This window comes from Sphingomonas aracearum (genome assembly GCF_003345355.1).
Classification (GTDB): Bacteria; Pseudomonadota; Alphaproteobacteria; order Sphingomonadales; family Sphingomonadaceae; genus Sphingomonas; species Sphingomonas aracearum.
This window is the reverse complement of sequence record NZ_QQNB01000002.1, coordinates 1,090,258-1,112,225: the sequence shown is the minus strand read 5'-3', so window position 1 is coordinate 1,112,225 and position 21,968 is coordinate 1,090,258. Positions and strand designations below refer to the sequence as shown.

Annotated in this window: 19 protein-coding genes, 1 pseudogene and 1 riboswitch; of the genes and pseudogenes, 11 read left to right on the top strand and 9 right to left on the bottom strand. The window is 69.2% G+C overall.

The genetic code is table 11. The annotated features are described in order from the left end of the window. The first annotated feature begins 167 nt into the window (after positions 1-167). Complete coding sequence (locus tag DVW87_RS12550) at positions 168-629, top strand: DUF3429 domain-containing protein (RefSeq protein ID WP_114688072.1); 462 nt, start codon at positions 168-170, stop codon at positions 627-629. Positions 630-708: 79 nt separating this feature from the next. Beyond that, positions 709-2,325, top strand: a complete 1,617-nt coding sequence (locus DVW87_RS12545; protein WP_114688071.1) for a DUF6311 domain-containing protein — start codon at positions 709-711, stop codon at positions 2,323-2,325. Here DVW87_RS12545 and DVW87_RS12540 read toward each other — a convergent pair. After that, on the bottom strand, positions 2,291-3,343 hold the full coding sequence (locus tag DVW87_RS12540) for a mannose-1-phosphate guanylyltransferase/mannose-6-phosphate isomerase (RefSeq protein ID WP_114688070.1): 1,053 nt from the start codon (positions 3,341-3,343) through the stop codon (positions 2,291-2,293). The genes DVW87_RS12545 and DVW87_RS12540 overlap by 35 nt on opposite strands. Positions 3,344-3,509: 166 nt before the next feature. Here DVW87_RS12540 and DVW87_RS12535 point away from each other — a divergent pair, with 166 nt between their 5' ends. From DVW87_RS12535 to DVW87_RS12505, 7 genes and pseudogenes are all read left to right on the top strand, one after another. Beyond that, positions 3,510-4,898: a TIGR03013 family XrtA/PEP-CTERM system glycosyltransferase gene (locus tag DVW87_RS12535; protein WP_114688069.1), complete on the top strand. Its 1,389-nt coding sequence runs from the start codon at positions 3,510-3,512 to the stop codon at positions 4,896-4,898. 7 nt (positions 4,899-4,905) lie between these two features. Continuing rightward, positions 4,906-6,963: an XrtA/PEP-CTERM system histidine kinase PrsK gene (prsK, locus tag DVW87_RS12530; RefSeq protein WP_114688068.1), complete on the top strand. Its 2,058-nt coding sequence runs from the start codon at positions 4,906-4,908 to the stop codon at positions 6,961-6,963. Then, on the top strand, positions 6,960-8,312 hold the full coding sequence (gene prsR, locus DVW87_RS12525; protein WP_114688067.1) for a PEP-CTERM-box response regulator transcription factor: 1,353 nt from the start codon (positions 6,960-6,962) through the stop codon (positions 8,310-8,312). Before prsK ends, prsR begins: the two co-directional genes overlap by 4 nt. 4 nt (positions 8,313-8,316) lie before the next feature. Beyond that, positions 8,317-10,350, top strand: coding sequence for a tetratricopeptide repeat protein (locus DVW87_RS12520; protein ID WP_114688066.1), 2,034 nt, complete (start codon positions 8,317-8,319; stop codon positions 10,348-10,350). Between the two features lie 133 nt (positions 10,351-10,483). Next, positions 10,484-11,296 carry an ATP-binding protein gene (locus tag DVW87_RS12515; protein ID WP_114688065.1) on the top strand — a complete coding sequence of 271 codons (813 nt, stop codon included), beginning with the start codon at positions 10,484-10,486 and terminating at the stop codon, positions 11,294-11,296. Between the two features lie 45 nt (positions 11,297-11,341). After that, positions 11,342-11,518 (top strand): annotated as a pseudogene (locus DVW87_RS12510) (type II toxin-antitoxin system Phd/YefM family antitoxin); the annotation flags it as partial. Next, positions 11,515-11,769 carry a Txe/YoeB family addiction module toxin gene (locus DVW87_RS12505; RefSeq protein ID WP_114688063.1) on the top strand — a complete coding sequence of 85 codons (255 nt, stop codon included), beginning with the start codon at positions 11,515-11,517 and terminating at the stop codon, positions 11,767-11,769. The pseudogene DVW87_RS12510 and the gene DVW87_RS12505, both read left to right, overlap by 4 nt. A 106-nt stretch (positions 11,770-11,875) precedes the next feature. Here DVW87_RS12505 and thiC read toward each other — a convergent pair whose 3' ends face one another. The 7 genes from thiC to DVW87_RS12470 all read right to left on the bottom strand — a co-directional run bounded on the left by thiC (position 11,876) and on the right by DVW87_RS12470 (position 19,192). After that, entirely contained in the window at positions 11,876-13,762 is a 1,887-nt protein-coding gene (gene thiC / locus DVW87_RS12500) for a phosphomethylpyrimidine synthase ThiC (RefSeq protein WP_114688226.1), read from the bottom strand. 34 nt (positions 13,763-13,796) lie between these two features. Next, a riboswitch (TPP riboswitch) is annotated at positions 13,797-13,905 on the bottom strand. 168 nt (positions 13,906-14,073) lie between these two features. Next, the gene (locus tag DVW87_RS12495) at positions 14,074-15,087 is read right to left on the bottom strand and encodes a ferritin-like domain-containing protein (protein WP_114688062.1); all 1,014 of its coding nucleotides are present in this window, start codon (positions 15,085-15,087) and stop codon (positions 14,074-14,076) included. 23 nt (positions 15,088-15,110) lie between these two features. Next, positions 15,111-16,106, bottom strand: coding sequence for a ferritin-like domain-containing protein (locus DVW87_RS12490; protein WP_114688061.1), 996 nt, complete (start codon positions 16,104-16,106; stop codon positions 15,111-15,113). Between the two features lie 247 nt (positions 16,107-16,353). Further along, on the bottom strand, positions 16,354-17,241 hold the full coding sequence (locus DVW87_RS12485) for a MipA/OmpV family protein (RefSeq protein WP_114688060.1): 888 nt from the start codon (positions 17,239-17,241) through the stop codon (positions 16,354-16,356). Positions 17,242-17,317: 76 nt separating this feature from the next. Continuing rightward, positions 17,318-17,656 carry a DUF2141 domain-containing protein gene (locus tag DVW87_RS12480; protein WP_114688225.1) on the bottom strand — a complete coding sequence of 113 codons (339 nt, stop codon included), beginning with the start codon at positions 17,654-17,656 and terminating at the stop codon, positions 17,318-17,320. A 10-nt stretch (positions 17,657-17,666) separates the two neighbouring features. After that, positions 17,667-18,425: a sterol desaturase family protein gene (locus tag DVW87_RS12475; RefSeq protein ID WP_420822344.1), complete on the bottom strand. Its 759-nt coding sequence runs from the start codon at positions 18,423-18,425 to the stop codon at positions 17,667-17,669. A gap of 344 nt (positions 18,426-18,769) precedes the next feature. Further along, complete coding sequence (locus DVW87_RS12470; RefSeq protein WP_114688058.1) at positions 18,770-19,192, bottom strand: DUF1810 domain-containing protein; 423 nt, start codon at positions 19,190-19,192, stop codon at positions 18,770-18,772. A 117-nt stretch (positions 19,193-19,309) separates the two neighbouring features. On the opposite strand from DVW87_RS12470, the gene DVW87_RS12465 reads away from it, so the two are divergent. Both DVW87_RS12465 and DVW87_RS12460 read left to right on the top strand, forming a co-directional pair. Continuing rightward, on the top strand, positions 19,310-19,825 hold the full coding sequence (locus DVW87_RS12465; RefSeq protein ID WP_114688057.1) for a YciE/YciF ferroxidase family protein: 516 nt from the start codon (positions 19,310-19,312) through the stop codon (positions 19,823-19,825). A gap of 57 nt (positions 19,826-19,882) precedes the next feature. After that, entirely contained in the window at positions 19,883-20,509 is a 627-nt protein-coding gene (locus DVW87_RS12460; RefSeq protein ID WP_114688056.1) for a YbhB/YbcL family Raf kinase inhibitor-like protein, read from the top strand. A 422-nt stretch (positions 20,510-20,931) separates the two neighbouring features. Here DVW87_RS12460 and DVW87_RS12455 read toward each other — a convergent pair whose 3' ends face one another. Continuing rightward, complete coding sequence (locus DVW87_RS12455; RefSeq protein ID WP_114688055.1) at positions 20,932-21,951, bottom strand: GGDEF domain-containing protein; 1,020 nt, start codon at positions 21,949-21,951, stop codon at positions 20,932-20,934. Between the last annotated feature and the right edge of the window lie 17 nt (positions 21,952-21,968).

Sequence of the window (21,968 nt, the reverse complement as noted above, 5' to 3'; positions counted from 1 at the left end):
GACCGGGGCAGCGAAAGCTGCCCCGGACAGAAAATCAGAACGGCCAGCACGTCGGCGGCCAGGCCACCGATCGTGCCTGACGTCCAGCAGCGGCTTGGCCGCTGCCGGCCTCAAGTTCGGCGAAGGGCCGGTGGAGCGATCCGCCGGCCCTTTCGTTCGTCAACTCCATGACCGATCCGCAAGCGCAGCGCGCCTCCATCCCGACGCTTTCCCTCGTGTTCGGCTTCGGCCCGATGCTGCCGCTCGCGGCCGCGGCCTTGGGCGTCTGGCTGCTGCCGCCGCCCTGGCCGCTTTATGCCGTGAACCTGGCGATCGTCTGGGGGGCGCTGGTGCTTGCCTTCATCGCCGGCGTGCGCCGCGGCTTCGGCTTCGGCAGCGAGCGGGCGTCGACCTTCGCCGAGATCACCGTCATGCTGATCTATTTCGTGCTGGCGGGAACGGCGCTGCTCATCGCGCCGCGCAGCGCGCTGGCGGTGCTGACGGGCGGCTATGCGCTGGTCGGGCTGCTCGACCATGTCGGGGCGAAACGGGGCAACGTGCCGCTGCATTTCGCGCGCCTGCGGCCGTGGCAGGCGCTGATCGCCGTCGCCAGCCTGGCCGCCTTGTGGTGGTGGACGGGGCGGGTCTGAGCCGGTGTTGCCGCCGGGGCGGTGACACACCGACCCGGCGTTAACCCTATCTTGGCGGCGCCTGCGGCAGGGCAGTGCCATGCGCTGCCTTCGTGTTCCCCTGACCCTGCTACTGCTCGCCGCCGCCCTGTTCGGCTGGTGGGTGCATCCGCAGGTGCTCGACCCGCGCAACGTGGGCTGGACGCTGAACGGGCGCGATTGGGGGCAGAATGCGCTGGGGCTCGCGGCCTATCTGCGCGCCGGCACCTGGCCGGGGCTGTGGACGCCGCTGATCCTGGCGCCGAACGGCATCCACCTGCTGATGATGGACAGCAACCCGCTGCTCGGCCTCTTGTTATGGCCGGTGCGTGCGTGGTTGCCGGCTTCGGTGCAGTTCGTCGGCTGGATGATGCTGGCCGATGTGCTGCTGCAGGTCGGGTTCGCCTGGATCCTGATGCGCGAGCGTGCGCCGACCTTCGGCACGGCGCTGGCGGGAACGGCGCTGCTCTCGCTGCTGCCGAGCTTCTTCGGCCGATTGCAGCATCCCAATCTGGCCGCGCACTGGCTGCTGCTGTGGGGATTGTGGCTGTTCGTGGACCGCGCGCGGGCGCGTTGCTGGGGGCAGTGGCTGTTGCTGATCGCGATCGCCGGGCTGATCCACAACTATCTGCTGCTGATGGTGCTGGCGCTGTGGGGCAGTGCGGTGCTGCGCGAGGGCGTGCTGGGGCCGGACCGGCGCGGCGCGTTCGCCTGCGTGGCGGCGGCGAGCGGGATCGGCGCATGGCTGATCGGCTGGCACGGGCTGACCGAACCGCTGGTGTCGACGGGCACCTATGGCGGCTTCCCGATGGCGCTGGACGCGTTGTGGAACCCCGGCGCACCGGCGAACAGCGTGTTCCTGCCGGCATCGCGATACAACGACAATCAGGGCTTTGAAGGTTTCCAGTATCTTGGCGCCGGGCTGCTCCTGCTGCTGGCGGCGGCGCTGGCCGGCGTGCGCCGCGGTCCGGCGCGCGACGGCATGGTCTGGCTGGTGCCGGCGCTGGCGGTGCTGACGGCGGTGGCGGTGAGCGACGTGGTGATCCTGGGCAGCCACCGGCTGCTCCATGCGCGACCGCCGCAGGTCGTGATCGACACGCTGGACCTGGTGCGCGCGTCCGGGCGGCTGTTCTGGCCGGCGGCCTACGCGCTCGTCTATGCTGCGCTGGTGGCGGTGCTGCGCTGGCGAAAGGCGGGGCTGGTGCTGGCGGCGGCTCTGGTGCTGCAGGTGGCGGACATGGTGCCGATGATGGCAGGCCTGCGGGCAAGCACGGCACGGGCGTCGGCCGGGGGCGCCACCTTCGTCCGCACCCGCGACCCGCGCTGGGCCGCGGTGATCGCGGCCGCGGACGCGGTGGACGTGCAGCCTCCGGAGCCTTTTCTCGATGTGCAATTGCTGGAGGAGGTCGGCTGGCGGGCGATGCTGGCGTGCCGGCCGATGCGCTTCATGTATGTCTCGCGGGTGCCGCGAAAGGCACAGGCGCGGCTGACGGCGGAGCGGCGGGCGTTCCTGCGCGGAGAAGTGCCGGCGGAGCGGCTGGTGCTCCTCTATCCGGGCGAGCCGGTGCCCGCGCCGCTGCGTGCCCGCGCGCTGGTGCTGGACGGGGTGACGCTGATCGCGCCCGCCCGCCCGGCATCGCCGCCTACCTGTTCTTCATCGCCTCGATCAGCTTCTTGACCTCTTGGCTGCGGCCGCGCGGCAGGACGAGGATGTCATCGCCGCTCGCCACCACGATCAGGTCCTCCACGCCGACCAGCGCGATCCGCGCGCCATCGGTGCGCACCAGGCAGTTGGCGGTGTCGATCGCCAGCACCTCGCCCTGGTGCGCGTTGCCCACGCCATCGGTATCGGAAATGGCGTGCAGCGCGTCCCAGCTGCCCACATCGCTCCAGCCCATGGCGACGGGCACCACCGCGACGCGGTCGGCCTTTTCCATCACGGCATAGTCGATCGAATCGTCCGGCGAGCGGGCAAAGGCCTCGGCATCGGGCAGCAGGCGGGTGCCGTCGTGGCCGGCCTTGTCCATCGCCTCGGTGACCGCGGCCAGCATCTGCGGGCAATGCGTCTCCAGCGCAGCAAGGAACGCATCTGCGCGGAACAGGAAGATGCCGCCGTTCCACGCATGGTCGCCCGCCGCCAGCATGGCCTCGGCCTTGTCGCGCGGCGGCTTCTCCACGAACCGGGCCACGCGGTGCACACGCGCGGCGATCTCCTCGCCGACCTGGATCCAGCCATAGCCGGTCTCCGGCGCATCGGGGGAGATGCCGAAGGTGACGAGCCAGCCCTCGGCCACCAGCGGCAGGGCAGCGTCGACCGCGGCCAGAAAGGCGGGCACGTCCGCGATGACATGGTCGGACGGCATGACGAGAAGCGGGGCGGCAGGATCGGCGGCCAGCGCGGCAAGCGCGATCGCCGGCGCGGTGTTGCGGCCGGCGGGCTCCAGGATCAGCGCCTGCGGCTCTGCGCCTACCGCGGCGAGCTGCGCCTCGATCTCCTCGGCATGGCGCGCGTTGGCGACTACGATCGGCGCGGCGAAGCGCTCGCCAACCGCCCGCTGCGCGGTGAGCTGCAGCATGGTCGCCTCGGCGGTGAGCGGCAGCAGCTGCTTGGGCTTTTCCGGACGCGACATCGGCCACAGGCGCGTGCCCGATCCGCCCGAAAGGATGACAGGGACGATCGTGGTCTGCGGCGACATGCGGGCTCCTGGGGATTTCGCGCACGGAAATGCGCTACGGGGGCGTAACGATCGTCGAGCTATGATGATCCGTGCAAGGCCTCTTCACGCTTCGTTTGTCAATTGCTGCGACAGACAAAGACGAACTTGTCGGCAATCTTTACACGGGACCGACCGAGGCGAGCGCATGATCCGGGTGTTCAAACACTATGTCCCCAACGCCGTGCTGCTGCTCGGCTTGCTGGACTTCGTGCTGTTGCTGGCGGCGGCGGAAGCCGGCTGGGTCCTGCGCGCGCACCAGATCGCCATGGGGGTGGAGCCAATCCACACCCGCGTGGTGCCATTGCTGAGCTTCGGCGTGTCGCTGGAAACCGCAATGGTGGCGGTGGGCGTTTACGGCGCGCAGTCCTTCCAGTCGCTGCGCTACGCCACCGCGCGGTTGCTGGTGGCGATCTCGCTGGGCGTGATCTTCCTGTCGGTGATCTTCTTCCTGTTGCCGCAGGCGACGTTCTGGCGATCCAACCTGCTGTATTCGATGGCGTTCGCCGCGGCGCTGCTGGTGGCGTTGCGCATTCTCCTCGGCAAGACGCTGGGCGGCCAGGTGTTCAAGCGGCGGGTGGTGGTGCTGGGCGCGGGTGCCCGCGCGGCGCGGCTGAAGGCGCTGGCGGCGCGGCCGGGCGCCGGCTTCGTGGTGGTCGGCTATGTCGCCATGGCGGAGGCGAAGCGGATCATCCCGGAAGCGATCGAGCGCGAGGCGATCTACAACCTGGCGGACCATGTGGTGCTGCTGAACGCCAGCGAGGTGGTGCTGGCGCTGGAGGAGCGGCGCAACGCCCTGCCGCTCAAGGACCTGCTGCGCATCAAGACCACGGGTGTGCACGTCAACGAGATCAGCTCGTTTCTGGAGCGCGAGACCGGGCGCGTGGACCTGCAGAGCGTCAACCCGAGCTGGCTGATCTTTTCCGACGGCTTTTCGTCCGGACGCATCCTGTCGAGCATGTTCAAGCGCTTGTTCGACATCGCCGCCAGCGCGCTGCTGCTGACGATCATGTCGCCGCTGATCCTGCTGATCGCGCTTGCCATCAAGCTGGAAAGCCGCGGTCCCGCCTTCTACCGCCAGCGGCGCGTCGGGCTCTACAATGTCGGCTTCGACTGCATCAAGCTGCGCTCCATGCGGCAGGACGCCGAAGTCGGCGGCAAGGCGGTGTGGGCGGAAAAGGACGATCCGCGCATCACGCGCATCGGCCGGATCATCCGCAAGCTGCGCATCGACGAGCTGCCGCAATGCTGGAGCGTGCTGAAGGGCGAGATGAGCTTCGTCGGGCCGCGTCCCGAGCGCCCGCAATTCGTGGAGGATCTGGAGCAGCAGCTGCCCTATTATGCCGAACGCCACATGGTGAAGCCGGGCATTACCGGCTGGGCGCAGATCAACTATCCCTATGGCGCGTCGATCGACGATTCGCGGCAGAAGCTGGAATACGACCTTTATTACGCGAAGAACTATTCGCCCTTTCTCGACCTGCTGATCCTGTTGCAGACGATTCGCGTCGTCCTGTGGCCGGAGGGCGCACGCTGAGCGGACGATGACGGATACCGTCATCCTGTGGGGCCATGCGCTCGCCGCCTTGCTGTTCTGCATGGTGGCACTGGCGCAGGCGCGCGACGCGGGCGAGGTGCTGCCGCGGCGAACGCTGGTGACCGCGCTTCTGGCGACCGCCTTGTGGGCGCTGGCCGTGGCCGGCATCGGGCCGCAGGACCTGGCGGCGCGGGTGTTCGAGAGCCTGCGCAACCTCGCCTGGCTCGCCTTCATGTTCGCGCCGGCGCGGCGAACCGCGCCGCGCGCGCTGGCGCTGGCCTATTGCGCGCTGGCCGTGACGATCCTCGTCGGCACGGCGGTGGCGGTGGCGGAGGCGAGCTTCCCCGCACCAGAGGCCGCGGCGATCTTCCGCGCGAGCCGGATGGGCCTGCGCATGATGGCGGCGGCGGCGGGACTGGTGCTCGCCAACCAGCTGTTTGCCGGCCTGCGCGAGCCCCGCAGCGGGCTGCGCATGATCGTGGGGGCACTGGGCGCGCTGTGGGCGCTCGATCTCCTGATCTACGGGCTGGCCTATTTCGCCTCCTTCGACCCGCTGGGGTTGATCGCCGTGCGCGGCGCGGTGACCGTGCTGCTGGCGCCGTTGTTCGCGGTGGCGATCCATCGCCGGGGCGACTGGACGTTGCGGGTGTCGCGCGCGGTGGCGTGGCAGTCGATCGCGCTGGCGGGGGCCGCCTTCTACCTGCTGGTGATGGTGCTGGCCTGCCAGGCGATCACGCTGGTGGTGGGGGAGGAGCACCAACGCGTTGCGCAGACCGCGCTCATCTTCGGCGGCACCGCGGCGCTGATCACGGTGGTTTCGTCGCCGTGGCTGCGCGCCTGGGCGAAGGTGATGCTGGCCAAGCACCTGTTCCGTCACCGCTACGACTATCGCGCCGAGTGGCTGCGCTTCACCGATACCCTGGGCAAGCCGGACAATCCCGCGCCGCTGGCGGAGCGCGTGGTGCAGGCGACGGCCGACCTCACCGACTCGCCCGCCGGGCTGCTCCTGGTGCCGCACGAACAGGGGATGCACGTCGCCGCACGCTGGAACTGGCCGGTGCAGGCAGAGGCGGGCGCGGGACGGGAGCTGGCCGACTGGCTGGCGGCGAGCGGCCGCATCGTGGAGATGGACGGTCTGCGCTCCGCCGCCTCCGGCCCGGCGGAGGCCGCGGCGGTGCCGCAATGGATGCTGGACGGGGAGGGCTGGGCGCTTGTTCCGCTGATGCATTTCGAGCGGTTGCAGGGCGCCATTCTGCTGGCCCGGCCGCCCGTGCCGCGCGCGCTCGACTGGGAGGACCTGGATCTCCTCCGTCTCGCGGGCCGTCAGGTGGCGAGCTACCTGGCGGAGGCGAACGCGCAGGAGGCGCTGGGCGAGGCGCAGCGCTTTGACGAGTTCAACCGTCGCTTCGCCTTCATCCTCCACGACATCAAGAACCTGGTCAGCCAGCTCAGCCTGCTCGCCCGCAATGCGGAGCGGCATGCCGACAATCCCGAGTTCCGCGCGGACATGATCGCCACCCTGCAGGAGTCCGCCGGGCGGATGAACGATCTGCTCGCCCGCCTGTCGCAGCACCATCGATCCCGCGCCGAGCCGCCGGTTGTGGTGGAGCTGTCGGCGCTGGCCGAGCGGGTGGCGGCGCGCCTGCGCGTGACGCACCCGGTGGTGGTGACGGTGGAGACGCCGGCCGCGGCGCTCGCCGATCCGGCGCGGCTGGAACAGGCGGTGGCGCAGCTGGCGCTGAACGCGGTTCAGGCTTCCGCCCCGGCGGAGCCGGTGACGATCCTGGTGGGGGTGGCCGACGGGCGGGCGACCCTCGACGTCATCGATGCCGGTTGCGGCATGTCGCTCGGCTTCGTGCGCGACAAGCTGTTCAAGCCGTTCCTGTCCACCAAGCCGGCCGGCTTCGGCATCGGCGCGTTCGAGGCGCGGCAGCTGGTGATCGCCATGGGCGGCAGCATCGCCGTGGACAGCCGCGAAGGGGAGGGCACGCGCTTTCGCCTGTCCCTGCCTCTCGCCCAACCCGGCGCCGAGCCCGCCACCGCTTCCCTGTCGAGAGCCGCATGACCGATACCGCCAAGCCCAAGCTGCTGATCGTGGAAGACGATCTGGGACTTCAGCGCCAGTTGCGCTGGGCCTATGACGGCTATCATGTGGTCGTCGCCGGCGATCGGGCGAGCGCGATCGACATGCTGCGGGCGGAGGAGCCCGCCGTGGCGACGCTGGACCTTGGCCTGCCGCCCGATCCGGACGGCACGTCCGAGGGCTTCGCCACGCTGGAGGAGATGCTGCGGCTGAAGCCAGACCTGAAGGTGATCGTGGCCACCGGCCATGGCGCGCACGAAAGCGCCTTGCGCGCGATCGCATCGGGCGCCTGGGATTATTACAGCAAGCCCATCGACATCGACGCGCTGGGCCTGATGGTCGCGCGCGCGTTCCATGTGCACAGGCTGGAGGCGGAGAACCGGCGGCTGGCGGCGGCCGGCGGCGGTCGCGTGCTGGGCGGCATGATCACCGCCGCGCCCGAGATGCTGAAGGTGACGCGCACGATCGAGCGGGTCGCCTCGGCCGACGTCTCCGTCATGCTGCTGGGCGCATCCGGCACGGGCAAGGAGCTGCTTGCGCGCGGGCTGCACGAGGCGTCCGGCCGCAAGGGCCAGTTCGTCGCCATCAACTGCGCCGCGATCCCCGAGACGCTGCTCGAAAGCGAGCTGTTCGGGCATGAAAAGGGCGCGTTCACCGGAGCGGTGAAGACCACCCCCGGCAAGATCGAACAGGCCGAAGGGGGCACCTTGTTCCTCGACGAGATCGGCGACGTGCCGCTGCCGCTCCAGGTCAAGCTGCTGCGCTTCCTGCAGGAGCGGGTGGTGGAGCGGATCGGCGGGCGCAAGGCGATCCCGGTGGACACGCGCATCGTCTGCGCCACGCATCAGGACGTGGATGCGATGGTCGCGGCCGGCACCTTCCGCGAGGATCTCTATTACCGCCTCGCCGAGATCGTGGTGCGCATTCCCTCGCTTGCCGAGCGGCCCGGCGACGCGGTGCTGCTCGCGCGCCATTTCCTGCGCCGCTACGCCAAGTCGATGAACGCCGGCGTTTCCGGCCTGTCGCCCGATGCCGCCGCGGCGATCGAGGGGGGGAGCTGGCCGGGCAATGTGCGCGAGCTGGAGAACCGCATGAAACGCGCGGTGATCATGGCCGAGGGCAAGCTGGTCACCGCCGCCGACCTCGACCTCGCCGCGCCCGCCGACGACCTGCCGCTCAACCTGCGGGCGGCGCGGGAAACCGCCGATCGCCGCGCGATCCGCCAGGCGCTGGCGCGCGCCGAGGGCAACATCTCCAATACCGCCAAGCTGCTGGGCGTGAGCCGGCCGACCCTCTACGACCTCCTCAAAAGCTACGACCTGCATGCGTAAAGGCATGCGCCAGTTGCTGGTGGCGCTGTGCGGTGTCGCGCTGGTCGGCGGGGTGGCGGCGGGCGTGGCGCGGCTGCTGCCGGCGGGCGAGGACCCCGCCATGGCGCGCGTGTATGTCGCGCGGAGCCTGGTGACGCTGAAGAACGGCAACTGGTCCGCCGCGCGGCGCAACGCGCAGCAGGCGATCGCCTCCGATCCCGACTGGGGCCTGGCGCACGCGGTGCTCGCGCGCGCCTTTCTGGCGCTGGGCGACGGGGTGGGGGCGGAGGCCGAGCTGGACCGCGCGCGGGCGGCCGGCTTCGATGCGAACCGCGCACACCAGCTTTATGCCCATGCCTGGCTGCTGCAGGGCGACCCCGCGCGGGCGATTGCGGAGGCGGGCAAGACGCCGGCGCGATATGGCGCCTATGCGATGCGGGTGGCCGCGCGGGCGCTGGCGGCGCAGGGGCAGGTCGCCGACGCGCAGGACGCGCTGCGCCAGGTGCTGGCGGTTGATCCGCGCAACAGCTTCGCCTGGGGCGATCTTGCCCGCGTCCGCTTTTCGGCCGGCGACGTGCGCGCGGCGGGCGACGCGGCGGCACGGGCGGTGGCGATCGATCCCGCCAACCTGGAGGCGCAGACGCTGCGCGGCGAACTGGTGCGCTCGCAATATGGCCTCGTCGCCGCGCTGCCGTGGTTCGAGGCGGTGCTGCAGCGCGATGCCTTTTACCATCCGGCGCTGATCGAATATGCGGCGACCCTGGGCGATGCCGGCCGCTATGCCGACATGCTGGACGCCACCCGCCGGGCGCTGGCGGCACGGCCGGGCAGCGCGCAGGCTTATTATCTCCAGGCGGTGATGGCGGCGCGCGCCGGCAGGAACGAGCTGGCGCGCGGCTTGCTGGCGCGCACGGCGGGGCAGATCGACGGGTTGCCGGGCGCGCTGCTGCTCGGCGGCACACTGGACTATGCGGCCGGCGGCTACGAGCAGGCGATCGGCAAGTGGCGCGAACTGGTCGGGCGCCAGCCGATGAACGTCACGGCGCGGCGCCTGCTGGGCGCGGCGCTGCTGCGCTCGGGCGATGCGCGGGGCGCGCTGGACGTGCTGCGCCCGGTGGCGTTGCGCGCCGATGCCGACAGCTACACGCTGACCCTGGTGGCGCGCGCCTTCGAGCGGACGGGCGAGCGCGACTGGGCCGCCCGCTTCCTGGACCGCGCCGCCATGCCGCAGGCGGGCGGCTCGACACCGTTCGGGGCGGAGGATAGCCTGCCCGTGCTGCAAAGCGTGGCGGCGGCAAGCCCCGGCGATCCGGTGGCGGCGCTCGGCTATGTGCGCGGGCTGGTGGACAAGGGCGACCGCACCGGGGCGGTGTCGGCCGCGAAGAGCCTCGCCGCGCGCATGCCGGGCGCACCGGCGGCCTGGGCGGCGCTGGGCGACACGCTGGCCGCGGGCGGTCGCTTCGCCGAAGCAGCGGGCGCCTATCGCCGCGCGGCGGACTTGCGCTTTGACGAGGCAATCATGTTGCGGCTGGTGGATGCCAGCGACCGGGCGGGCGACCGCGCAGGCGCGGCCAACACGCTGGCCCTGTACCTGTCGCAAAATCCGCAAAGCATCGCCGCGCTGCGCCTTTCCGCGCACTGGATGATCGCGGCGGGCCAGTGGAGCGAAGCGATCGAGCGGTTGGAAGGCCTGCGCGCGCGGATCGGCGACCGCGATGCGACGCTCCTGGCGGAGCTGGCGGCGGCCTATGGCGGCGATGGCGACGATGCCGTGGCGGTGCGCTACGCCCGTGCCGCCAACGATCTGGCGCCGATGAACCCGGGCACGGCGGATGCCTATGGCTGGGCACTCTACGGGGCGGGCAAGCCGGCCGCGGCGGCGGAGATATTGCAAAAGGCCGTCGCGATCGCGCCGGTGCCGGCGCTGCGCTGGCATCTGGCACAGGCCTATGCCGATGCGGGTGCCAAGGCGGCGGCGCGCGCGCAGATCGCGTTGGCGATGGCGGATCCGCGGTTCGGGGATCGTGCGGCGGCAAAGGCGGTGCTCGCGGCACTCTGACCGGCAGGCCGCTGCTGCTGCGGGATATAGCCGCTTTCCGGCAGGGCTCCCTGGCCTTTGGTCGAAGGCGTATCGCCGCCCGACGGCGTGTTCGGTCCTAGGCAGGCGCGCCGTCGCGCGATAGCGCCGGGCCATGACCGATCCGCTTCTCCGCATCGCCGCCGCCCTGGAACGCCTCGCCCCGCCGCCGCCCGCGCCGGCCGATCCCCTGGCGCATCCAGCCTATGTGTGGCGCGGCGCGGTGTTGCAGCCGGCCCGCGCCTTTGCGCCGCAGCCGCTGGAGAGGCTGTGCGGGATCGATGCGCAGAAGGCGGCGCTGGTCGGCAATCTCGAGCGGCTGGCGGAGGGGCTGCCGGCGCATGACGTGCTGCTCTGGGGTGCGCGGGGCACGGGCAAGTCGGCGCTGGTGAAAAGCGCCATTGCGCATCTGCAAGCCGCCGGCCGGGCGCTCGCGCTGATCGAGGTGGCGAGCGCCAGCCTGGAGACGCTGCCGGCGCTGTTCGCCACCATCGCGCCGGTTTCGCGGCGGTTCGCGCTGTTCCTCGACGATCTCGGCTTCGACCATGCCGCCGATGGCCGCGCCCTGCGGTCGTTGCTGGAGGGCGGGGCGGAGGCGCGGCCGGACAATGCCCGGCTGATCGTCACCGCCAACCGCCGCCACCTGATCCCGCGCGACCTCGCCGAGCAGGACAGCGCGATCAACCCGCGCGACGCGGCGGACGACAACCTTGCGTTGGCCGACCGCTTCGGGCTGAGCCTCGGCTTCCACGTGGTCGACCAGGACGCCTACCTCGCCATCGTGCGCGCCTATGCGGAGGCGCTTGGTCTGCCGTTCGATGCGGCCGAGGCGGTCGGCTGGGCCACGCGGCGCGGGAGCCGGTCGGGGCGCGTGGCGTGGCAATATGTGGTGGAGCTGGCGGGGCGGGAGGGAAGGCGTGTGGGGTGAGGGTCCCAGGCGCGGAAAGGGAGGGGCGATAGCGGTTGCGCACCTCTCGGCATCACTCGGCAAAGGGGCGAAGGCGCAGTGCTGGTGTCCGCCAGCGAATGGGCCTCCGTCGAGGAGACGCTCTACCTGCTGCGCTCGCCGGCGAACGCCAAGCGGTTGCTGGAGAGCATCGCCGAGCTGGAGGCGGGCGGAGGAGAGATGCACGAGCTCATCCAGCCGTGAAGGTCCAGTTCTCGTCGCGATCCTGGACCGAGTATCTCGACCTGCACGCGGCCGACGCCAAGCTCAACGCATTGATTGAGGAATGTCGGCGGCGCCCCTCCAAGGGTACCGGCAAGCCCGAGCCGCTCGGCGGCAACCTCTCAGGCTGGTGGTCCCGCCGGATTAGCCACGAGCACCGGCTGGTCTATCGTGTAGCGGGCAGTGGCGAGGAACAGGTGCTGCAAGTGGCGCAGTGCCGGTACCATTACTGAAGGCGCGGCATGAAGCTGTGATCTGCCGGGCCGGCTGGAGCTCTTTTCGCCCCAGCCCGGTGACCAAGCAAAGAGCCTGCAAGCTCCCGAGAAATCGCCGGATCCTTCACTCCGCTGCCGGCAGATACACTTCCCCACCCTTCTCCCGGAACCGTTCGCTCATTTCGGCCATGCCGGCCTCGGCATCTCCGGCGGCCACGAACGTCTCCACCGGTGCGTTCTGTTTCGCGGCGAAGTCGCGCACCTCCTGCGTGATCTTCATCGAGCAGAATTTCGGCCCGCACATGGAGCAGAAATGCGCGGTCTTGGCGCCTTCCGCGGGGAGCGTCTGGTCGTGATATTGCTCGGCCGTATCGGGATCGAGCGACAGGTTGAACTGGTCGCGCCAGCGGAACTCGAAGCGGGCGCGCGACAGGGCGTCGTCGCGCATCTGCGCCGCCGGATGGCCCTTGGCGAGGTCGGCGGCGTGGGCGGCGAGCTTGTACGTCACCACGCCGACCTTCACGTCGTCGCGGTCCGGGAGCCCCAGATGCTCCTTGGGCGTGACGTAGCAGAGCATCGCCGTGCCGTACCAGCCGATCATCGCCGCGCCGATGCCCGAGGTGATGTGGTCATAGCCCGGGGCGATGTCGGTGGTGAGCGGCCCAAGCGTGTAGAAGGGCGCCTCGCCGCAGGCCTCCAGCTGCTTGTCCATGTTCTGCTTGATCTTGTGCATCGGCACATGGCCGGGGCCTTCGATCATAACCTGCACGTCCTGCGCCCAGGCGCGGTGCGTGAGCTCGCCCAGCGTGTAGAGCTCGGCGAACTGCGCCTCGTCATTGGCGTCGGCGATCGATCCGGGACGCAGGCCGTCGCCGAGGCTGTAGGCGATGTCGTACGCCTTCATGATCTCGGTGATCTCGTCGAACCGCTCGTAAAGGAAGCTCTCCTTGTGGTGCGCCAGGCACCATTTCGCCATGATCGAGCCGCCGCGCGAGACGATGCCGGTGACGCGCTTGGCGGTCATCGGGATATAGGGCAGGCGCACGCCGGCATGGATGGTGAAATAGTCCACGCCCTGTTCGGCCTGCTCGATCAGCGTGTCGCGGAAGATCTCCCAGGTCAGCTCCTCGGCGATGCCGCCGACCTTTTCGAGCGCCTGATAGATCGGCACGGTGCCGATCGGCACGGGGCTGTTACGCAGGATCCACTCGCGCGTGTCGTGGATGTTGCGTCCGGTCGACAGGTCCATCACCGTGTCCGCGCCCCAGCGGATCGACCAGACGAGCTTGTCGACTTCGGTGGCGACGTTCGATGCCACGGCGGAATTGCCGATATTGGCGTTGATCTTGACCAGGAAATTGCGACCGATCGCCATCGGCTCGGATTCAGGGTGGTTGATGTTGTTGGGGATGATCGCCCGGCCGCGCGCCACCTCGTCGCGGACGAACTCCGGAGTCACGAAGTTCGGGATCGACGCGCCGAAGCTCTCGCCGTCGCGGACATATTCGGCGAGCTGCTCGCGGCCGAGATTCTCGCGCGTGGCGACATATTGCATCTCGGGCGTGATGATGCCGCGGCGCGCATAATGCATCTGGCTCACGTTCTGCCCGGCGCGCGCGCGAAGCGGCCGCTTCACCGTGTTCGGATATTGCGGCACGCCGCCCGAGCGATCCGGGCCGAGCTGGCCGTTATCCTCCGGCTTCACCGCGCGTGCGTCATAGCTTTCCACGTCGCCGCGTGCCTCGATCCAGCCGCGGCGCAGCAGCGGCAGGCCGGCTTGGATGTCGATGCGGGCGTTCGGGTCGGTGTAGGGACCGGACGTGTCATAGACCCGCAGCGGCGGCTCGCCGGAGGAGGGATCGAGCGCGATCTCGCGCATCGCGACGCCGAGCGGGCCGACATGGATCTTGCTTGAGCCGCGGATCGGGCCGGTGGTGACGCCGATCTGGGTACGTGTGGGGCGCTGGCTTCCGGCGGAAGCGCGTTCGATTACACTGTCAACGTCTGCCATGGTCGTCCACTCCATTCGGAGGAGGCGGACCGTGAGATGGCGACCGCTCCCTCCCTACGCCGGTGTCAGCCGGATCAGGTTCAGCGGGTCGAGGGCTGCGGCCCTCCTCTCAAGCGCGACGAAGCGCTCCCCCGGGGATCGGTGGAGCGTAGGCGGGTTACGCAACAAAGGAAAGGCCGCACGGGAGGGTTCCCGCGCGGCCTTTCTTGTCGGGAAGGGCGCCACGCCGTCAGGAGAGGACGGCCGCGTCGGCCTCGTCGCCCGCCGTGGCAGGCCCCGGGATCGCTGTCGCAATCCCAGGCTGCACGCGCCTAGTTCGCGGCCGACTGGCGGATCGTGCCGTTGACGCCTTGCGGGAAGAAGCCCCCGCCGACCACCGACGCCCGGTTGTTGTAGACGACGTTCAGCACCTGCTGCGCCGTACGGCCGAGCACCAGGCCGCCGGCGTCGGTCGGGACGATGTTCGCATTGCCGTCGGCATCGATGATGCCCTGGTCGTTCTCGTTCGGCCCATCCAGCAAATCGCGCGTGTCGCTGATCTTCACCGTTTTCGCCCGCAGGTCCGAGGGCGCGAGGCCCTTGGCGTAGAGCGTCGAGCGGATCGCCGCGTCATGGTAGCATTCAGTGGCAAGGATGCCCGCCGAGGCTTCCAGGAACACCTTGTTGGTGATGAGCCGTGCCGAGCCGCGATAGGCGGACACGCCCACATCGGTCAGCAGATAGGCGCCGATCAGGAAGTTCTCGTCATTGGCATAGGGATTGAACACCTCGTCCGACCGGATCACCCCGGCCGCCCGCGCGGCGGCGGTGAAGGCCCCGGTGGCGTCGCCCGCGATGTTGATCGCCGGTTGTGCCACGGCAACGGTGCCCAGCGTCTGGCGCAGGAAGTTGATGTGCGCCAGCTCGTCCACCGCGATCTCGCGGGCGAATTCACGCACCACCGTGTCGGTGAAGTTCACCTGCGCGCCGCCGATAACGGTGCCCTGCTGGCCGGTGCCGGTGAGGCTGGCCGCCGGGATCGTCGAGCCGAACGCCGCCTGATAGTAATAGGCGCCCTCGAGATATTCGAGGTTCAGGGCGAAGTTCAGCACGTCCACGTCGCTGACGGCGGACGAGGAGGTCGCCGTGGGCGTCGGGGTGGGCGTCGCCGTGGCGGTGGGCGTCGGCGTGACGTCGTCGTCATCGTCGTCGTCGCAGCCGGACAGCACCGAAAGGCTGCCCGCGATCGCCGCGGCCCCGCCGCACATGCGAATGAACCGGCGCCGGGCCGCACGCTGCTGGCCGGCGGCTTCCATCATGTCGAGAATCGTCTGTGTGTCGCGCATCGTATCTCTCCCTGTCGGCTCGCTCAGGCGTTGGCCGTGGTGGTGCGGATGTTGCCGTTCAGGCCGGCGGGGAAAAACCCGCCCGCCGTCGCGCCGGCCGTGCCGGTGAGATAGACGATGCTGAGCACCTGGCTGGTCGTGCGGCTATAGGCGATGCCGTTGCTGTCGGTGGGCGCGATGTTGGCGATCGTCTGCGTGCTGGACGAACCGTTGGCGAGGGTGACCGTCACGTCCTGCGGGGCGACGCCTTGGTCGCGGTCCGATGCGCCGTCGAGCGTGTCGCGTGCAGTGGAAATCGCCTCGGACCCGGTGCGCAGCGTTGGCGTGGCGATGCCCTTGGCGTACAGCTGCGTGCGGATGATGCCCGCGTGGAATGCTTCGGCGGCAAGGATGCCGGCGGCGGCATCGACATAGGTGTTGTTGGTGATGAGCGGCGAGGCGCCCTTGTAGGCGCTGACGCCCACGTCCTCGAAGATGAACGCGCCGAGCAGGAAGTTCTCGTCGCTGGCATAGGGATCGAACGTCTGGTCGGCGGTGATCAGGCGGGCCTCGCGCGCCGCTTTGGAGAAGGCGCTGTTCGCCGACACGGAGATGTCGATCGCCGGCTGCGACACCGCGGCGGTGCCGAGCGCGTTGCGCAGGAAGGTCACATGCGCGATCTCGTCCTGGGCGATCTCGCGAGCATATTGTGCCACCACCGGATCGGTGAAGGTGACGCGGCGCCCGCCGGAAACCGCGCCCTGGTTGCCGCTGCCCGTGAGCAGGTTGTTGTTGAGACCCACGCCAAGCGCGGCGTAGGAATAGAATTGCGCCTCGAGATATTCGAGATTGAGGGCGAAGTTCAGCACGTCGGCATCGGTGATCGCCTGGGCGGTGGCAGGGCCGCTCAGCGACACGGCGGCAACACCGGCGCCGGCGACGGCTGCGGCCCCCAGGGCAGTGCGGAAGAATTCGCGCCGCTCGTTTCGACGCTCCACGCGCCGATCGAGCGCGTCCATCAGTTGTACGCTATCTTCCATCACAACCTCCCTGCACGCCGTCTCCGCCGCGGTTGGCGGAGCACCTCTATGGTGCGGACGCGGGCGGAAGGCGATTTTGATGTGGAACGGTTCCGCCGGTCCGAAGGCAGGACGCGTGGCGGGGCAGAGGGATGCATTCACCCGTAAATAAAATACGCGGCTTGATCGAGGTTGTTCCCTGGCGTCCCCTTCGGGAAGCGGCGCAAGGCTGCTTTCCGGAGGGGATCAACCATGATTGCCGGTACTATCAGAAGGTATAGGCAAGCCCGACAGCGCCCATCCACTGGCTCTTCTTGCCGGCGATGCTGACCAGCGGGCTGTCGGCGAAATCGTTGAGCATGCGGCGATAGGTGCCGCCCGCAACGACCTTGAACCCCTTCAGCAGGTTGCCGGTCAGCGAATAGGTGACAACGCCGCCCAGCGTGTAGTTCTTCCACCCGCCCTGCGCGTTGTAGACCGGCAGGCCGCTGGCGACGCTCTGCGTCGGGGTGACGCTGAAATACGCCCGGCCATAGCCCCGCTCGGCGCGCTCGGCCGAGGCGAACAGCGCCACCGCCGCCTTGGTGGAAACGGGCGTCAGGTAGCTGACGCTCGGCTGCCAGATCGCGCTGTCGTGCACGTCCGACACATCATGGCGATAGCTGAGCGACACCGACAGCTTGTCGTACGGGCTGGTGATGACGCCCGTCTTGCCGATGCCGACATAGCCACCGACTTCCCAGGCGGTATCCACTTCGCCCAGCGCGCGGACCCGGCGGTCCTCGATCTGGTCGGCGTTGCCGCGATTGAAGTTCAGCACGACGATCGGGCCCGCCTGGATGTCGATCACCGGGCCGGGCCGGTTCGGGATCAGGTCCACGCTGAGGCGGTTGCCTGCGAGCTGGAAGCCGAAGCCGCCGATCGAACCGATCGCCGCCGGTGCCGCGGCCCAGCGGTAATCGTTGGAACCTTCGTAATCGGGGATGTTCACGGCGGCGCCGCCGATCGTGATCGAATTGCCGTTCAGGTCGTTCGGGTCGATCGTGCTCGGGCTCGGCGCGGCGGAGGCGTCGGTGGGCGTGCCGGCGTCCTGCGCGAAGGCCGGAGCCGCGGCGAGAAGGGCAGCGGAGGCCGCGAAGGCAAAGCGGATGCGCACGGTGTCAGGTCCCCCTGTGGACGATAGAGTTGTAGTCGATTCGGAGGCGTAACGCAGGTGCAGCAATAAAGCTCCTTCAGAGCAGATAACGCATCTTCACCTGTTGCACGTCTGCATCACTTCCCAGCGTGAACCGCGCCGCGGTGAAGCGGGGCGGGCCGAATAGGATCCGCGGGTTGCGCGAAAAGCCGAAGCCTTCCTTGGGGACGCCGGCAAAGGTATCGAGCTTCGCGTTTCCGTTCTCGTCATGGATCACCGCCACCGCATAGTCGCCGTGCGGCAGCCCGGCGAAATCCAGCGCTCGATGGCCGGCCGGCACCGAGCGGGTGACCGCATCGGCATCGTCGACGCATTTGGGGAAGTTGTCCGGATCGGAGGTGAGGCACACGCGCAGGAGCCCCCTGGCCGAGCGCATGTCCGACACGTCAACCGTCAGTTTCGAGACGCCCGTCGCGCCGGGGAGCACCGCCAGCGCGAGCGCGGCGAGCGCCGTTGCCGGCAGGGCCGAACGTGCCCAGGCCGCGGTCCGTGCCGCACAACCGATCCCAGAAGCGGAAATAGAGACCATAATTGCACCTGTACTCGGCATGGTGCCGCTGGTGGTGGCTTGCGGTGATGAGCCAGCCCCCCAGCCGCCCCGCCCACATCCAGCGGGGAAACAGCTCCCAGCCCATGTGATTGGTTACCCCCATAACCGTCATGATTCCTAGCACCAAGCCGAGTGCGCCGACATGAATCGGAATCACGAACACCAGTAGCGGAATTACAACAGCGCCGGTCAGCGCCTCCACCGGGTGAAAGGCCATGGCGGCCCAGGCGGTCGGCGGGCGGCTGGCATGATGCACCGCATGGGCGACCTTGAAGATGCGCGGGCGGTGCATCCAGCGATGCGTCCAGTAGAACCAGGTGTCGTGCGCGAAGAGGTACAGCAACACCGAAACCGGCAGGTACCAGAGCGGCCAGGCGTGCGCGTCCCGGTAGATCCGCGTCCAGCCATGCTCCTGCCAGCCCCAGGCGACGATCCCGGCGGGCACGCCATAGATCGCTGCGGAGGCGAGGCTCCACCCGATCTCGCGCCGCATCTGGCGGTCGAGCCCGGCATAGAGGCCGGGATGCCGCAGGCGCGTGGCCAGCGCGAAACCGCCGGAGGTGAGCAGGTAGCGCACGCCCACGATCAGCGTCATCGCGACGGCAGAGGCGAGAAGGGCAAGAAGTGCGGTCACGGAGGTGCGGATACAGGATCGCGCGAAAGGGCGCCAGTTGCACGGCATGCGCATGGTATCTTTGCGGAGGCGGGCCTCAGACCCTGTCCGTGCGACAGTTCAGGAAAGCGGCCTTCACTCATTACCGCAAAGGCGAGCCTCCCTCCTCTCGACGACAAAGCCGCACCGCCTCCATCCTGCGGCAGCAGCACAGTTGGCGCCTCGACGGCTGCGACGCCGCCTGAACGGCAGCACCGACACCGTCATGACGAGGTGCCTGAGCCGGACGGTGGCACCCAGCGCGGAACGGCGGATCGTCGCGAAAATCAGGGAATATCGGCTGGCAACCGCGCGAGGGTCGCCGGGTCTCGCTGCCCGGCGTAGAAGGTGTCGAGCAGGAGCGTGAACACGTCGCCGCCGCTCGCCGCTTCGAACAGGGTGGCGGAGGAGCGCAGCTTCACCGCGTCGATGCCGCCCAGGATCGCCTCGGCCGATTGACCCGCATGCGCCAGGATCGCTTCGGCGCATTCCAGCAGTCGCGGCCCGAGCAGCGGATGCGCCAGATAGGCACGCGCCTCCGCCAGATCGGCGATCGCATAACGCTGCGCCATCGCCGAGTGGCCGAGCCCGGCGATCTGCGGAAAGACGAACCACATCCAGTGGCTCGTCTTGCGCCCGCGGGTGAGCTCCGCCAGTGCCTGGTCGTAGACCGGGGCCTGCGCCTCCACGAAGCGTTCGAGATCGGGCATGTCGGGCCGGTGCCTCCGTTCGTCGCTTCTGCGGACAAGGGTGCAACCCACATCCGGGCGCATCGTTGCAGCCGGGAGGCCACGCGACTGGCGCGCGCCTCCATCCGGAGATCTGCCATGGGCCTGTTCACCAAGGACATCGAGACGTTCGACGACCTGTTCCTGCACCAGTTGCAGGACGTCTATTATGCCGAGCACCAGATCACCAAGGCGCTGCCCAAGATGATCGAAAAGGCGACCGCGCCCGAGCTGAAGCAGGGCTTCCAAACGCACTTGACCGAGACGGAGGGCCAGATCGCCCGTCTGGAACGGGTCTTCCAGCTGCTCGGCAAGGAAGCCAAGGCGGTGACGTGCCCGGCGATCGACGGGATCATCAAGGAAGCCAACGAGGTCGCGGGCGAGATCGCCGACAAGCAGGTGCTGGACGCCGCGCTGATCGCGGCGGCGCAGGCGGTGGAGCATTACGAGATCGCGCGATACGGAACGCTGATCGCCTGGGCCACGCAACTGGGCCGCAGCGAGATCGCGCAGGTGCTGGGCGAAACGCTGGCGGAAGAGCGCGCCACCGACGAGAAGCTGACGGCCATGGCCGAGGCGAAGATCAACGCGCAAGCCGAGGTGGCGGGCGCCTGACCGGGGGTGCGGATCGGGGCGGCGCAACCCGGCGCCGCTCCGCTCGTTGGAAGTCCGATGCTGGAACATATCCCCCACTGGCTTGGCGCCGCGCTGAAAAGCGTGCGGGCCGGCGCCGAGAACCTTGCCATCGCCCAATTGCCGATCGACGGCCGGATCGCGCCGATGGAGCTGACCAGCCCCGCCTTTCCCTCCGAAGGGCGACTGCCGGAGCGCTTCACCGCCGACGGCGATGGCGTCTCGCCGCCGCTGACCTGGGGCGAGGCGCCCGAAGGCACGGCGTTTCTCGCCCTGCTGGTTGAGGACGCGGACGCGCCGGCGCCGGCGCCGCTCGTCCACGCGGTCGTCTGGGGACTGCCGGCAGGCTCGGCGCGGCTGGAGGAGGGCGCCATTGCCGAAGACGGCAACGGCCATCCGGAAACCGGGGACGTGGGCCGAAACTCCTTCTTCCGTGAAGGCTGGCTGCCGCCCGATCCGCCGACCGGGCATGGCGATCACCGCTATGCCTTTCAGTTGTTCGCGTTGGGCGAAGGTGCCGGCGATCCCGGCGCTTCGCCCGGCCGGTCCGCGCTGATCGAGGCGATGGACGGGCATGTGGTGGGCGCGGGCCTGCTGATCGGCCGCTATTCGCGCGGCGAGGCGCAGAGGGCGGCGCCCGAGGCGGCGGGCCTCAGCCCGGCTTGAGGCTTCAGAAGGCGGGCGGTGTCCAGAGGGCGTGCTGCGCTGTGAGCAGCAGCACGGTGGCGGCGAACGACGCAAGGCCGATCGAGAAAGTGCGGGACATGGGGAAACTCCTGTGTGGGAGCCGGTCGCCTCAGGCGACCGGCATCACGGGAACGGCGGCGCCGACGAACAGCGCGGCGCAGAGCAGGGCGGCCGAGAAGGAAACAACGGCGCGGCTGACAACTTCGAGAGCGTTCGACATGATGTGTTCTCCTGGTTTTCGGCGGGTCGGACCTTCCGATCGCCGATGCCAGATAGATTGCAGAGGTCGTGCCAGAATCGTAAGTTGTTGAGGTTGCTCGCCTTGTTCCCGAGGAGGCGCGAGGGTTGGCGTGGGAGGCCGACAACAACTGGTGATTTGCGCCAACATTGCGCAACAACGATCAGCCTTGTTGCACGCGGTTCCGTCCGGCTTCCTTGGCCGCATACAGGAAGCGATCCGCCCGGCCGAAAACGACGCCCAGACCTTCGCTGAAGTCGGACCGGGTGATCCCGCAGGAGAAGGTGACCGCACCCAGCGGCTCGTCCGTTTCGCGCAGGCGGAAACGGCGCGCGGCGACCGCCTCCCGCGCTTCCTCCAGTGTCGCGCGGGTAGCCGCCAGCGTGAGGTTCTGGAACAGCAGGGCGAACTCCTCCCCGCCATAGCGGGCGACGATCGCGCCGGGGCAATGCCGCTGCAGGGCCTCGGCGATGGCTTTAAGCACGCGATCGCCGACCGCATGCCCGAACCGGTCGTTGACCGACTTGAAGTGGTCGATGTCCACTACCGCGAGGCACAGCGGATCGCCCTTGCGCTCCGCCTTGGCATAGGCTTCCTCGAACGCGCGGCGATTGGGCAGGCCGGTCAACGGATCGGTGCGCGCACTTTCCCGCGCCTCCTCCAGCTTCTGGCGCAGCTCGCTGGCCTCGCGGGTGGCGACGTCCAGCTGCTGCTCGGCCGAGCGCACGCGGTCCAGCATGGAGCCGGTCACGCGCAACACCTCGTCGAGGCCGAGACTGCGATCCAGCCGGATCGCATCGGCGCTGCGGGCCAGGTCGCGGCCGAAATCCTGCGTTTCGCGCGCCATCGCCTGCATGATGTCGGAAAAGCCTTCCACCTGGTGCTGGGTTTCCGCCACCAGCGTGTCGGCGCGGATCCGTGTGGCCGCGGGGCTGGCGGAGGTTGCTACCTCCCCGCCCAGTTCCTCGATGTTGCGGCCGGTCAGGCGATAGCCGCCGTCCGTCAGTTCCGCGACAGCGCGGGCGAGGGGACCTTCGGCATCACTGAGCACGCGAAAGGCAAATTCATAATGCCGCGGGTCCGGGCTCAGCCGATGTTCGGCAAGAAAGTTTCCGATCGCGGTGAAGAGCTCCATGGACGGATCGCGCGCTGCGGCAACGCGCCTGGCACGAGCCCCCGACATGTCGATTCAGCCTCCTT

Excerpts from the sequence above, each read along its gene's own strand:
- DVW87_RS12460 (WP_114688056.1), top strand. The coding sequence starts at position 19,883 with ATGCTGGAACATATCCCCCACTGGCTTGGCGCCGCGCTGAAAAGCGTG.
- prsR (WP_114688067.1), top strand. The coding sequence starts at position 6,960 with ATGACCGATACCGCCAAGCCCAAGCTGCTGATCGTGGAAGACGATCTG.
- DVW87_RS12480 (WP_114688225.1), bottom strand. The coding sequence starts at position 17,656 with ATGCGCTCGGCCAGGGGGCTCCTGCGCGTGTGCCTCACCTCCGATCCG.
- thiC (WP_114688226.1), bottom strand. The coding sequence starts at position 13,762 with ATGGCAGACGTTGACAGTGTAATCGAACGCGCTTCCGCCGGAAGCCAG.
- DVW87_RS12540 (WP_114688070.1), bottom strand. The coding sequence starts at position 3,343 with ATGTCGCCGCAGACCACGATCGTCCCTGTCATCCTTTCGGGCGGATCG.
- DVW87_RS12455 (WP_114688055.1), bottom strand. The coding sequence starts at position 21,951 with ATGTCGGGGGCTCGTGCCAGGCGCGTTGCCGCAGCGCGCGATCCGTCC.
- DVW87_RS12515 (WP_114688065.1), top strand. The coding sequence starts at position 10,484 with ATGACCGATCCGCTTCTCCGCATCGCCGCCGCCCTGGAACGCCTCGCC.
- DVW87_RS12545 (WP_114688071.1), top strand. The coding sequence starts at position 709 with ATGCGCTGCCTTCGTGTTCCCCTGACCCTGCTACTGCTCGCCGCCGCC.
- DVW87_RS12475 (WP_420822344.1), bottom strand. The coding sequence starts at position 18,425 with ATGACGCTGATCGTGGGCGTGCGCTACCTGCTCACCTCCGGCGGTTTC.
- DVW87_RS12490 (WP_114688061.1), bottom strand. The coding sequence starts at position 16,106 with ATGGAAGATAGCGTACAACTGATGGACGCGCTCGATCGGCGCGTGGAG.
- DVW87_RS12465 (WP_114688057.1), top strand. The coding sequence starts at position 19,310 with ATGGGCCTGTTCACCAAGGACATCGAGACGTTCGACGACCTGTTCCTG.
- DVW87_RS12535 (WP_114688069.1), top strand. The coding sequence starts at position 3,510 with ATGATCCGGGTGTTCAAACACTATGTCCCCAACGCCGTGCTGCTGCTC.
- prsK (WP_114688068.1), top strand. The coding sequence starts at position 4,906 with ATGACGGATACCGTCATCCTGTGGGGCCATGCGCTCGCCGCCTTGCTG.
- DVW87_RS12495 (WP_114688062.1), bottom strand. The coding sequence starts at position 15,087 with ATGCGCGACACACAGACGATTCTCGACATGATGGAAGCCGCCGGCCAG.
- DVW87_RS12470 (WP_114688058.1), bottom strand. The coding sequence starts at position 19,192 with ATGCCCGATCTCGAACGCTTCGTGGAGGCGCAGGCCCCGGTCTACGAC.
- DVW87_RS12520 (WP_114688066.1), top strand. The coding sequence starts at position 8,317 with ATGCGCCAGTTGCTGGTGGCGCTGTGCGGTGTCGCGCTGGTCGGCGGG.
- DVW87_RS12550 (WP_114688072.1), top strand. The coding sequence starts at position 168 with ATGACCGATCCGCAAGCGCAGCGCGCCTCCATCCCGACGCTTTCCCTC.